The organism is Rhizobium laguerreae, from assembly GCF_019778565.1.
In the GTDB taxonomy this organism is placed as follows: domain Bacteria; phylum Pseudomonadota; class Alphaproteobacteria; order Rhizobiales; family Rhizobiaceae; genus Rhizobium; species Rhizobium laguerreae.
The window spans coordinates 199845-211719 of sequence record NZ_JAAXQT010000012.1 but is presented as its reverse complement, the minus strand read 5'-3'; the positions used below and the strand labels follow the sequence as shown (position 1 = coordinate 211719).

The 11875-nt window shown below is 60.4% G+C and carries 10 protein-coding genes and 1 pseudogene; 4 read left to right on the top strand and 7 right to left on the bottom strand.

Annotated elements, in window-relative coordinates; all coding sequences use genetic code 11:
- Window positions 1-81: 81 nt before the first annotated feature.
- Window positions 82-1089, top strand: a complete 1008-nt coding sequence (locus HFO71_RS30800) for a LacI family DNA-binding transcriptional regulator (protein ID WP_221988856.1) — start codon at window positions 82-84, stop codon at window positions 1087-1089.
- A 68-nt stretch (window positions 1090-1157) separates the two neighbouring features.
- Complete coding sequence (locus tag HFO71_RS30795) at window positions 1158-2516, top strand: alpha-L-fucosidase (protein ID WP_376774652.1); 1359 nt, start codon at window positions 1158-1160, stop codon at window positions 2514-2516.
- 98 nt (window positions 2517-2614) lie between these two features.
- On the opposite strand, the gene HFO71_RS30790 is transcribed toward HFO71_RS30795, so the two are convergent.
- Together HFO71_RS30790 and HFO71_RS30785 are read right to left on the bottom strand one after the other, a co-directional pair.
- Window positions 2615-3355: a DUF4231 domain-containing protein gene (locus HFO71_RS30790; RefSeq protein WP_167383852.1), complete on the bottom strand. Its 741-nt coding sequence runs from the start codon at window positions 3353-3355 to the stop codon at window positions 2615-2617.
- A 308-nt stretch (window positions 3356-3663) separates the two neighbouring features.
- Complete coding sequence (locus HFO71_RS30785; protein WP_131642020.1) at window positions 3664-4806, bottom strand: M24 family metallopeptidase; 1143 nt, start codon at window positions 4804-4806, stop codon at window positions 3664-3666.
- 161 nt (window positions 4807-4967) lie between these two features.
- Here HFO71_RS30785 and HFO71_RS36345 point away from each other — a divergent pair.
- Window positions 4968-5120, top strand: a pseudogene (locus HFO71_RS36345) (alpha/beta fold hydrolase); the annotation flags it as partial.
- Window positions 5121-5150: 30 nt separating this feature from the next.
- Here HFO71_RS36345 and HFO71_RS30780 read toward each other — a convergent pair.
- Complete coding sequence (locus tag HFO71_RS30780; RefSeq protein WP_077980940.1) at window positions 5151-5855, bottom strand: GntR family transcriptional regulator; 705 nt, start codon at window positions 5853-5855, stop codon at window positions 5151-5153.
- 150 nt (window positions 5856-6005) lie between these two features.
- Here HFO71_RS30780 and HFO71_RS30775 point away from each other — a divergent pair, with 150 nt between their 5' ends.
- A complete protein-coding gene (locus HFO71_RS30775; protein ID WP_020047968.1) occupies window positions 6006-6917 on the top strand; it encodes a dihydrodipicolinate synthase family protein in 912 nt (303 codons plus the stop codon).
- 50 nt (window positions 6918-6967) lie between these two features.
- Here the strand turns inward: HFO71_RS30775 and HFO71_RS30770 are convergent, their stop codons facing one another.
- Genes HFO71_RS30770 through HFO71_RS30755 form a run of 4 tightly spaced genes read right to left on the bottom strand, consistent with a single transcriptional unit; the run spans window position 6968 to window position 11840 of the window.
- Window positions 6968-8068: an ABC transporter ATP-binding protein gene (locus HFO71_RS30770; protein WP_020047969.1), complete on the bottom strand. Its 1101-nt coding sequence runs from the start codon at window positions 8066-8068 to the stop codon at window positions 6968-6970.
- Window positions 8069-8077: 9 nt separating this feature from the next.
- Complete coding sequence (locus tag HFO71_RS30765; RefSeq protein WP_221988854.1) at window positions 8078-10021, bottom strand: glycoside hydrolase family 127 protein; 1944 nt, start codon at window positions 10019-10021, stop codon at window positions 8078-8080.
- Between the two features lie 26 nt (window positions 10022-10047).
- Window positions 10048-10917, bottom strand: coding sequence for a carbohydrate ABC transporter permease (locus HFO71_RS30760; RefSeq protein ID WP_168337821.1), 870 nt, complete (start codon window positions 10915-10917; stop codon window positions 10048-10050).
- Window positions 10917-11840 (bottom strand): carbohydrate ABC transporter permease, encoded by a 924-nt coding sequence (locus tag HFO71_RS30755; RefSeq protein WP_077980937.1) that lies wholly within the window; start codon window positions 11838-11840, stop codon window positions 10917-10919. Before HFO71_RS30755 ends, HFO71_RS30760 begins: the two co-directional genes overlap by 1 nt.
- Between the last annotated feature and the right edge of the window lie 35 nt (window positions 11841-11875).

The following is an 11875-nucleotide window of genomic DNA, read 5'->3' as shown; positions in this document are numbered from 1 at the left end:
CCATATCAGCCTTGGCTTTCCCCGAAATTATGTTAGTTATCGTTATCGTAGATTCCCGCCCATTTTGATGAGACTATCCAGTTGAGCCGCCCTAAAGAGCCAGAATCCAAAATAACCATTGCCGATGTCGCTCGCGCCGCAGGGGTATCGCCGATGACGGTATCGCGCGTGCTCAATGATCGGGGCGGAGCCAGCGCGGAGACCAGTCAGCGCATTATTTTAGCGGCGAGCGAACTCAATTACCGGCCCAATCCCTTTGCGCGCGGGTTGCGGTCCGATCGATCGAAGGCCATCGGCCTTCTCGTTCCCGACATCACCAATCCGTTCTTTCCCGAAGTCATCAGGGGAGCCGAGGATGCCGCGAGCGCCGCCGGCTACAATCTGCTTCTGTCCAATGTCGTCGAAAACAGCAAGCGGGAGGAAGAGCTCATCGAAACGCTGCTGCGGCACCGGGTCGACGGGATCATCGTCTGCAGCCCGCGGCTGCCCGATGCCGCGCTGCACAAGGCGCTTGCGCCCCACCGCGCCGTGGTGCTCATCAACCGCGAGGCGCCCAACGAGGTCGCCGGGACGATCGTCACCGACTACGAGACGGGAGCTTCGCGTGCCATCGACCATCTCGTCGAGCGCGGGCGCCGCAGGATCGCGATCATCGCCGGGCCGCGCAGTTCGTTTGGCGGCAAGAGCCGTCTTGTCGGCTTTCGCAAGACGCTGGCAGCCCACGGGCTCAAGGCGCAAGGCATCGTTTATTGCGATCCCACCGCGGCAGGCGGCCAAACGGCGGGCGCGCAATTGCTGGCGGAGGCGCCCGGCATCGATGCTCTCGTCTGCTACAACGACCTTAACGCAATTGGCGCCATGAAGGTCTGCCGGGCCGCCGGTATTTCGATCCCCGGGCAAATCGCCCTGATCGGTTTCGACGATATTCCGACTGCCGAACTGCTGTCCCCGGCGCTCACCACCTTGCGGGTGCAAAAACGCGAAATGGGAGAGGAAGCCGTGCGTCTGCTGCTCAGCCGCATCGCCACCAGAAATCGCCAGCACGGCATCGTCATCGTGCCCGAGCTCATCATCCGCGAAACAACCTGAACGCCCGGAGCATGATGCCGAAAAGTGTGAGCGGTTTTCGGACGACATCATGCTCCAACTCTTAAAGCTTGGAACAGGAGGAGTATCCGATGGATATCAGCAATCTGCAGTCACTGGCCCTGCCCGAGGAGAAGAAGGCCTGGTTCGTCCACGACCGGTTCGGCATGTTCGTGCATTGGGGGCTTTACGCCCTGCCGGCACGCCATGAATGGGTCAAGAGCCGCGAAGAACTTGATGATGCCGACTACCAGAAATATTTCGATCATTTCGATCCCGATCTCTACGACCCCAGAGAATGGGCCAGACGCGCAAAGGCGGCCGGCATGAAATATGTCGTGCTGACAACCAAGCACCACGAAGGCTTCTGCCTCTGGGATACCAAGGCGACCGACTTCAAGGTGACCAACACGCCTTATGGGCGGGATCTGCTGGGTCCATTCGTCGACGCTTTCCGCGCAGAGGGCCTGAGGATCGGGTTCTACTATTCGCTGATCGACTGGCATCATCCCGACTTCACGGTCGATCCGCGCCACCCGCAGCGCAATCATCCAGATGCGCTGAAAATCAACGAAGGCCGGGATATGCACCGCTATGCCGCCTTCATGCGCGAACAGGTCCGCGAGTTGCTGACCGAGTTCGGGCAGATCGACATCATGTGGTTCGATTTCAGCTATCCGCAATGGAAGCTCGGAGAATTGGTCGGAAAGGGCCATCAGGATTGGGAAAGCGAGAAACTCGTGCGCCTGGTGCGCGAACTCGCCCCCGATATCATCATCAACAACCGGCTCGATCTCGCCGGCCTGCAGCCCGACATCGTCACGCCGGAGCAATATATGCCGCGCGCCCGGCCGCTCCGCGATGGCAGACGCGTCGTCTGGGAAGCGTGCCACACGCTCAGCGGTTCCTGGGGCTATCACCGAGACGAAGATACGTGGAAAAGCACGGAACAACTGGTGCAGATGCTGGTAGGTACCGTTGCCATGGGCGGCAATCTGCTGATGAATGTCGGCCCGACGGCGCGCGGCACGCTCGACCACCGAGCGATTGCGGCCCTTGCCGCTTATGAGGAGTGGATGGCGCTGCACGAGCGCAGCATCGTCGGCTGCACCCAGTCCGACTTCACCGCGCCGGCCGACTGCCGCCTGACCCAGAATGGCGATCGTCTCTATATCCACCTCTTCAACTGGCCCTATCGCCATCTGCATTTCGATGCGCTGGCGGGGAAAGTCGAATATGCGCAATTCCTGCATGATGGCAGCGAGGTCACCTGGCTGCGCCCGTCCGCCAATACCTTGTGGGCAAACACCCAGTTCCCCGTCGGTGATGATCAAATGACATTCGTCCTGCCGGTGCGCCGACCTCAGATCGTGGTCCCGGTCATCGAAGTTAAGCTCAAGGCGGGGAGCTCCTCCGGCATTCAGGATTAAAGGGCGGCGGACGATCGCGCAGCTGAGATAGATTGCCCGAGCGGGCGGGGCATATGCCGGCTCAGAACGGCTCCGCCCCGCCATAAGCCGACAGTGGCTTACGGATTGGCTTCGGTGGTTTCCACGAAGAGCTGGTTGAGTTGTTTCATCTCGAGCGCATGGGCGCGCCTTCTGAGGGCGGCAGCCTGTTTGAGCGTTGCAAGATTGTCAGTTGTCTCGATGAGGTGGGCATCGGCGACGAGCACCTCCGCCTCAATCCTTCCCTGCTCTCGCAATTGCCAGACATCCCTGACGCGAAATTGAACCATTATAACGCCGAAAAGTGCCACGAGCGCGGAAGCGGTCATTGGCAGCCAATTGGGGACAACCGGGCCGTAGGCGGAAAACAACGATGAGAGACCGCTCAAAACGATGATCCCCAATGTGAGAAAATTCCAGAGATATTGATTGAGCTTGGAGGAGCGCGCATAGCCGTTTCGATGTGTTCGAAGGTCACGCAAAGCCTGCCTTTTGATCTCGGCTGCGTCCGATGGAAGCATGCTTTCGGCCGTTTCTTGCTCGATCTCCCGTCTTGCTGCCAAAATCACGTTGATGACGGCGATAGTGATCCCGAAGGTAATCATGAACCAGGCGATGTAGTGCAAGGGGACGTCGTCGAGAATGACGTTTGACAAAAACGAAGGTTGAAAAAATTCAATTAAAGCACCAAACGATATCAAGAATATAGACAGGGCAACCACGGCTATCGAAAGCATCGCTGCTATATTTCTATATCTGCCAGTCAGTGTCATTTTCTTCAGTTGAGCGTGGTCATCCCCCTCCCTTCTGAACAAATCCATCATCCTATCCTCGAGACTATAGGGTTAACCATAGTCAACCTTTTACCACGCCAGAAAGCAAGTAACGTTTGTGAAGTAATACTTTACGGATCGAATTTCCGGCTACCCTCGCTAATGTGCGGGCCGGGGCAGCCTCCGCGTCATCAATCCGGTCGCTTCAGGCTACGCTGATCGCCGGCTGCCGGCCGAGATCGCGGGCAATATATTCCTGGTTCTGTCGGACGATCTGCGCCGCGTGAGCGATCGTCAGCCGCCTGACAGCCACTTGAAAACCGGCGCTGCCTGAGCGGGCAGGAGATGGGGCCTGCTCAGGAGAATGGCTCGGTCGGTCCCGCCGCCGGATTGGTCAGCCAGCATGGTCCCTCGGTGGTCATGTACAAATGGTCTTCCAGCCGGATCCCGAATTTCCCGGGGAAGACGATCATCGGTTCGTTGGAAAAACACATGCCGGCGGCAAGCGGCGCGTCGTTGCCGCGAACGATGTAGGGTTCCTCGTGGATCTCGAGCCCGAGGCCATGACCGGTGCGATGCGGCAAACCTGGCAGGCGATATTTGGGGCCGAGGGAGTGTTTGGCAAGCACCTTGCGGGCCGCATCGTCGAGGCTCGAGCAGGCGGCGCCGATCCGGGCTGCGTCGAAGACGGCCTGTTGCGCCTCGCGCTCGATCCACCAGGCCCGTTCGAATGCGCTTTCGCCGCCCTCCAGCATATAGGTCCTGGTGATATCGGAATGATAACCGTCGATTCGGCATCCTGTATCGATGAGAATGACGTCATCGCGACCAAGGACCTGATCGCCGTCGGCGCCATGCGGAAGCGAGGTCGCCGCGCCGAAGGAGACGATGCAGAATGTCGAGCCGGCATCGGCGCCGGCCTGGCGATGCTGCCGGTCGATGAAATCGACCACCTCGGATGATTTGATGCCCGGCTTCAAAAGCCCATGCACTTGCCTGTGGACGTCAAGCGTCAGGTCCATCGCATACTGAATGAGGGCAATCTCCGCCGCCGATTTGATGCAACGCAGGTCGCGGATCAGCCGCCCGCCATCGGCAAGCCTCACCGCGCCCATCTCCGCTGCCAATGCATGATAGAAGAAAAGCGGCAAACCATCGTCGAGGGCAAGTCTGCCGCCCTGGGCAACAAGACGGGCGATGAGAGCGGCACTGCTCTCCTCCTCTTCCCAGACCAGGATTTCCCCCGGCAGATGCGGCAGCGTTTCGACACGGCTGCGCTCGAACCCCGGAACGATGTAGGAAATGGTCGCGGACGTGACGAGCGCGCCGAGGAACCTCTCGCTCGGATGCCAGACCAACCCCGTGAAGTAATGCAGGCATTCGGTCGGCCCAAGAAGCACGGCAGCCAACCCTTCGGCTTCGATCATTTTGCGAAGCCTGGCGAGGCGGTTCTGCCGTTCATCCTCAGTTATGCGGGGTACCGTATGCTGCCACGACATGTTGTTTTCCTGCTTTTCCTGCGCTTCCAGATCGATGAAGCCCTCGCCTTGCAGCCAGGATCTTGTGAACCGACACTAATGCCGCTGTAGGCAATATGTCGACATGAAAATGAGGAGAGCGATGGCCGCCATGGCTTGCTGAAGCTTGAAGACGCACCGCTGCCGGGTTTTCGCTCGAAACGGCGCACCACGTAGCCAATGTGCAGGCATGGGTGACCAACGAATTCGAACATGACGGCGTTCGCCAGTCGGCGGCTGTCCTGCGCAGGCTGATAACCTTGGTCAGGGAGCAGGGCGGCCCCCTCGCCTCCTGAGGCTCCAACGGTTCCATTACTCTCGTCGCGTCAGGACATGCTGATCGCCACCGGCCGGTCGAGGTCGCGGGCGATATATTCCTGGATCTGGCGGACGATCTGGGCGGCATGGGCGATCGCCAGTTGGTCGGCCCGCTCGACGTCGCCGGCCTCGATCGCGGCGATCATTTCCTCGTGTTCATCGACATACTGGCGCGGCAGGCGGTCGTCGAATGTCGAGTAGTAAAGGCGCAGGATGCGGCGGCCCTCGTCGAGCAGCCTGGCGAAGAAGGCCGTGTAATAGGGATTGCCGGCAAGTTCGGCGATCGAAACATGAAATTCGCGGTTTGCTTCGATCATCGCATAGGCGTCGTGCGCGGCTACCGCGTCGGCGAAGTCCTTCTGATGCCGGCGGACGGTCTTCATGATCTCAGCGTTTCGCCGTTGTGCGGCGCCGCGGGTCGTCACCCGGTACATCAGCGTCAGCGCTTCGAAATAGGTGGGCAGGCTTGCGAAATCGATCGTCGCAACGATCGTGTTCCTGTTCGGCAGCGTCGTGACGAGCCCGTCGGCGGCGAGCCGCAACAGCGCCTCGCGAATGGGAGTCCGCGACATCCTGAAACGCTCCGACAGCCGCACCTCGTCGAGCGGACTGCCAGGCTCCAGCGCCATCGACAGGATTTCCCGGCGGAGCGTCACATAGACGCTCTGCGTGCCAGAGCCGCGCACCCGCACATTTTCCGCGTCGTTCCGCATCCGTCTGCCCTCTTTCGTTAGAGCCTTGTATTTCGTTTCGGCCGATTCTCGCAATGTCGGTCTTCGGGGGCCTCAAATTTGTAAGCTCACATCATTGAATCTTGTCGACAGTTTGTATATAAGGCAACCAGTTTCAACGAGGCTCGATCAATGACCACAGGATGGAAGGGCGTATTTCCCGCCGTAACGACACAGTTCAACGATGATCTTTCCGTTGATTTGCCCTCGACCCAGCGCGTCCAGGACGCGCTTGTAAACGATGGCGTCAACGGACTAATCGTCATGGGCACATGTGGCGAGAACAATTCGCTGGACCCCGAGGAGAAGCGCACGATCTTGAAAGCTGCCGTCGAAGTCGTCAACGGCCGCGTTCCCGTGGTCACCGGCGTGTCCGAATTCGACACGCGCCGTGCCGTCGCCTATGCTCGTGACGCCGAAAAGCTCGGCGCTGACGGCCTGATGCTGCTGCCGGCCATGGTTTATGTGCCGAAACCCGAAGAGCTGATCGCGCATTTCCGCACCGTCGCCGAAGCGACCTCGCTGCCGATCATGCTATACAACAACCCGCCGGCGTACCGCGTCAATATCGGCGCCGATGTGCTGAAGGTGCTTGCCGACGTGCCGAACATCAAGGCGGTCAAGGAAAGTGCGCCGGATCCGCGCCGCTTCACCGATCTCATCAATGAATTCGGCGATCGTTTCGATATCTTCGCAGGTCTCGACGACGTCGCGCTTGAGGGCCTGCTGCTCGGTGCCAAGGGCTGGGTCTCGGGCTTGACCAGCGCCTTCCCGGAGGAATCCGTGCAGCTCGTTGCCGCCGCCGAACGAGGCGACTGGGAAGAGGCCCGCAAGATCTATCGCTGGTTCATGCCGCTTCTGCACCTCGATGCCGAACACGACCTCGTGCAGTCGATCAAGCTTGCCGAGCAGATCATGGGCCGCGGCTCCGAGCGCGTTCGCATGCCGCGCCTGCCGCTTTCGGGCGCCCGCCGCGCTGAAGTCACCGCCATGGTCGAGAAGGCCGCCGCCACGCGTCCCTCGAAGATCCGCCAGGCCGCCTGATACAACGAGGCCGGCGACCCCGCGGTTGCCGGCCTTTCCGTGTTTGCGGTTCAGGCAAGCGCCAGCGACCGGCCGCTCGCCGGATCGAACAGATGCATCCGGTTCATGTTGAACGAGAGCGGCATCGTCGACATCGGCCTCGGCCCGCTCTCCGGATCGATGCAGGCGCAAAGGCTTGCCTCGCCGATGCCGAAATAAACCATGGTCTCCGGCCCGAGTGGTTCCACAAGATCGATCTTCGCTTCGATGTCGGCATAACCAGGACGGGCCTGGCGCTCGGTGATCGATTCCGGCCTGATCCCGAACACGACTGATTTACCGGCATGGCTGGCATAGTCGCCGGCGCGCGTCTCCGGCACTGGAAGCTCGCTGCCGTCGGTCAGCTTGACAACGAGACCCTTCTCTCCTGATAGCAGCGTCGCGGACAGGAAGTTCATCGACGGTGAGCCGATGAAGCCGGCGACGAACTGGCTGACCGGCCGATGATAGAGTGCTTGCGGCGGCCCCGCCTGTTCGATAATGCCACCATTCATCACCACGACACGATCCGCCATGGTCATCGCCTCGACCTGGTCGTGCGTGACGTAGACGGTCGTCGTCGGCAACAGCTGGTGCAACCGCTTGATCTCCGTGCGCATCTGCACGCGAAGCTTGGCATCAAGGTTGGACAGCGGCTCGTCGAAGAGAAAGACTTTCGGATTCCGCACGATCGCGCGCCCCATCGCGACGCGCTGACGCTGGCCGCCCGAAAGCTGGCCCGGACGCCGGCCGAGCAGCTCGCTGATATGCAGGGTTTCCGCCGCCCTGATGATACGCGCATCGATCTCGCTCTTGGCGAGTTTCTGCTGCTCCAGGCAGAACGAAATATTCTCCCGCACCGTCATGTGCGGATAGAGCGCGTAGTTCTGAAAGACCATGGCGATATCGCGTTTGCCCGGGCCAAGCCGGTTGACGACCTGGTCGCCGATCACGATCTCACCGCCGGTAATGTGTTCGAGACCCGCGATCATGCGCAATGTCGTCGATTTTCCGCACCCCGACGGGCCTACGAAAACGACGAATTCATTGTCTTCGATGTCAAGGCTGATGCCGCGCACGGCCTCGTAGATGCCATAGGATTTGACGATGCTCTTGAGTTCCAGCCGTGCCATGGTTTTCTCCTAGACCTCCTGCAGCCAGATCGCCATCGCTCCGGGCTCGCGATTGGCCCAGAGGTGATAGGGGATCGCCGTGAAGGGCCGCTCCTTCAGCGAGGGAGGCGCGGTGCGATAGAGTGCATTCTGCCAATCGGCTATATCGGCTTCGAGCGCGTTGCCTTCGAGGACGGTCGCTCCGCCGAGAAGCGCGGCATCGTAACGGGCAGAAATTTCCTCAGATGCCGGCAGGCGGAGCCGCTGCGGCTCGCCGCCGAGGTCCGTCTCCTCGATGCAATAGACGACAGGCCCGCGCCGCAGCGCGACGCGTCCGCCGTCTTCGGAGACGGCAGGATGTGCGTAGATGCGCTCGACCGGCATCGAGAAGCCGATGCGGACCTCGTCACCATTGCACCATTCCCTTGATATTGCGGCATAACCCTTCGTCACGCATTGATCGAGATCGACGGCAACGCCGTTGACCGAGATCTGCGCCTGCCTGCACCATCCGGGGATGCGAAGACGAAGCTGAAACCGGCTTGGCCGCTCGACTGCGAACCGCAGGCTGATGTCGCCATCCCAGGGATATTGCGTCTCCTGTACCAGGCGCACGAAGCTGTCGCCGACTGTCAGCTCGGCGGAATTGGTGCCGTAGAGATGGACGGCGAGCTCATGATCATCAGTCGAATAGAAATATTGGCCGAGCGACGTGATGAAACGGGCAATGTTGGTCGGGCAGCAGGGGCAGTAATGCCATTTCCACCGGCGGTGCTGCCCGTGGCTTTCAAGGACGTTCTCATAGAAATAATGTTCGCCGTCGCGCGAGATGCCGGAAAGCGCGCCGTTGTAGAGCACCGTTTCCAGTCTGTCGGTGAACTTGCTATCGAGATCGACCTGCGCCATGCGATGGCTCCAGAAGCCGAGTGCGACGGCTGCGCATGTCTCGGCATAGGCCGTCTCGTTCGGCAGGTCGAATTCCTGGGTGAACCCTTCATTGGATGCGGATGGGCCAAGGCCGCCGGTCACGTAGAGCTGGCGGCTGACCAGATTGTCGAAAAGCCGGTCGCAGGCCTCCTTCAATGTCGGATCGTCGTTTTCACGGAAGAGATCCGCCATCGCAGAAAACAGGTACATGGCGCGAACCGCGTGTCCGACGACCTGGTGCTGGTCGCGCACCGGCATATGAGCCTGGCTATAGGCATATGTCTTGTAGACGTAATCATCAGGGCTCTCGCCGCGCTTGCGGGCCTCCTCGTCGTAATATGAGGGCATCCGGCCACGTTCGTCGACGAAATAGGTCGCAAGCTTCAAATGCCGCGGATCGCGCGTCACGCGATAGAGCTTGACCAGCGCCAGCTCGATTTCCTCATGGGCATCGTAACCCCTGAGCTTTCCGGGCTCCGCACCGAAGGTGGCGATGATATGGTCGACTGCGCGGATCATCACATCGAGGAAGCGACGCTTTCCCGTCGCCTCGTAGTAGGCGACGGCCCCTTCCAGCAAGTGGCCCATCGAATACATCTCGTGCAAGTCGCGCAGATTGGTCCAGCGCCTGTCCGGCTCGCGGCGAATGAACCAGCTGTTGAGGTAGCCATCCGCCATCTGCCCTTTTTCGAGCTTTTCGACGATAGCATCGATCTTAGTTTCGAGCGCAGCATTCGGGTGAGCCTTCAGCGTGTAACTTGCGGCCTCGATCCATTTGCCGAAATCGGAATCGAAGAAATGCTGCATCGACAGTCCGCTCGGCTGGGTCGGGCGCACCAGCGGCCCGGCCGGCTTGTCAAAATCGAGCACCTCGAGGAAGCCCTCCTCTTCCAGCCGCTTGTGCTGCGTCGGGATGGTGACGTTGCGGACCGTCTCCGTCCAGCTCTGCCAGAAACCGCCATCGAATACGACGCCGGAATGGTCGGCAGGCCTGTATCGCTGCCGTCCCGCAGCGCGTGCCGGTTGAAAGCGAGGTGAGCTGGTCATGAGGACTCCTGAGCGGACGAGCGCTGTTACTTCACGGCGCCGGCCGTCAGGCCGCGCACGTAATATCGTTGCAAGAGAAGGAAAAGCAGGATGCAGGGAACCATAGTCACGGCTATGCCGGCCTGAAGCGCGCCCCAGTCGATGATGCCATAGATGCCCGACGAAACATTCACCAGCATGATCGGCAGCGTGAACTTGTTCTGATCGGACAGAAAGATGAGGGCAGCGAGGAATTCGTTCCAGGAATTCAGGAAGGCGAACATGGCAACGGTGGCGACACCGGGAAGCGCGATCGGCAGCATGATCCGGCGCAGGATCGTCGCCTGCGACGCGCCATCTATCCGCGCCGCTTCGATCAGCGCCTTCGGCACCGCGTCGAAGGCGTTGCGCATCATGAAAACGGAAAAAGGAAGCTGGAAGGTCACGTAGATCAGCACCAGGCCGAAAAGATTGTTCTGCAGCCGGAAGACTTTCAGGATCAGGAAAAGCGGCGTCAGGATCGACTGGAACGGGATCATCATCGTCGCCATGATCAGCACGAAGAGCAGCGACTGGCCGGGAAAGCGGAATTTCGAAAAGCCGTATCCCGCCGGCACCGCAACGAGCACCGTCAGGAGCACCGTTCCGGCAGCGATCAGCACCGAATTGCCGGCATAGACGTACCAGCCGGCGCCGACATGTTCGAGACGGCGGTAATTTTCAAGCGAGAATGCCTTCGAGAAAAGCGCTGCCGGATCGGCAAGTGCTGCGGCCGCGGGTTTGAAGGAATTGGCGAAGGACCAGACGATCGGCATAACGAAGAAGACGGCAAAGACGCATGCCGCCAGAACGAAGGCGAGATAACCGAGCCGCTCGCTCACCGGCTTCGCTGCGAGTTTGTGGTTGAGCCGTTCCATCAACCCTCCTCCGGCCGCTGGCGCAGCAGGACGAACTGGATCGCGCTGATCGCCACCAGGACGACGAGCAGGGCAAAGGAGATCGCCGAGCCGTAACCGAGACGGTAGGATGAGAACGACGCGAGATAGATCGAGAAGACCGCGGAGATCGTGCTGTTCTCAGGGCCGCCCTGGGTGATGATGAAGAACTGATCGAAGGCCAGCATCGATGAAGTGACGTTGAGGACGAGCGCCAGCACGACCGAGTTTCTCATCAGAGGCAGCGTGATCCGGCGAAACCGGCTCCAGACGCTGGCGCCGTCGATCCTGGCGGCTTCGATGACGTCGTTCGAAATGCTCTGAAGGCCGGTCAGGAGGATGATCATCGTGAAGCCCGCCGTTTTCCAGACGACCATCAGGATGACGACGCCGAGCGCCGGCCAGAAACTTTCGAGCGGCCTCGGCGCGCTGTCGATGATGCCCGCGCCGCGCAACAGCTGCGCAAAGACGCCGCTATCTGGATTGAGCAGCCACATCCACAATGTCGAGGCCGCCCCGAAGCCGATGACGACAGGCATGAAATAGATCGTGCGGAAAAAACCGGCGATACGCAGCGGCCGGTCGACGAGCAGCGCCAGGGGAAAGGCCACCAGGAAGATCGCAGCCGTGACCAGCACGGTGTAGAGCAGCGTGAAGCCCAGGGAATGCCAGAGCTGGGTGTCGCCGATCAGTTCGGCATAGTTGGACAGGCCGACGAACTTCGTCCGGCCGAGAAGCGGCCAGTTGTAGAAGCTCATCCAGACCGTCATGACAAGCGGCACGAGGAAGAGCACGACGATGAACAGCAAGCCCGGCAAGATGAAGGCAAGGCCGAGCCAACCCTTCGGCTCGGGCTCTCCGGTAGCGGCTGTGCGCCTCCGGTTACGAAGTGTCGAGGGTATCACCGCAACTCCTCCTTCCGTTTGAATGTCGAGATGTG

What these genes read in the sequence shown, in the direction of transcription:
- HFO71_RS30770 (WP_020047969.1), bottom strand. Translation starts at nt 8,068, where the DNA reads ATGGCACGGCTGGAACTCAAGAGCATCGTCAAATCCTATGGCATCTAC.
- HFO71_RS30780 (WP_077980940.1), bottom strand. Translation starts at nt 5,855, where the DNA reads ATGCGGAACGACGCGGAAAATGTGCGGGTGCGCGGCTCTGGCACGCAG.
- HFO71_RS30760 (WP_168337821.1), bottom strand. Translation starts at nt 10,917, where the DNA reads ATGGAACGGCTCAACCACAAACTCGCAGCGAAGCCGGTGAGCGAGCGG.
- HFO71_RS30775 (WP_020047968.1), top strand. Translation starts at nt 6,006, where the DNA reads ATGACCACAGGATGGAAGGGCGTATTTCCCGCCGTAACGACACAGTTC.
- HFO71_RS30785 (WP_131642020.1), bottom strand. Translation starts at nt 4,806, where the DNA reads ATGTCGTGGCAGCATACGGTACCCCGCATAACTGAGGATGAACGGCAG.
- HFO71_RS30765 (WP_221988854.1), bottom strand. Translation starts at nt 10,021, where the DNA reads ATGACCAGCTCACCTCGCTTTCAACCGGCACGCGCTGCGGGACGGCAG.
- HFO71_RS30790 (WP_167383852.1), bottom strand. Translation starts at nt 3,355, where the DNA reads ATGGATTTGTTCAGAAGGGAGGGGGATGACCACGCTCAACTGAAGAAA.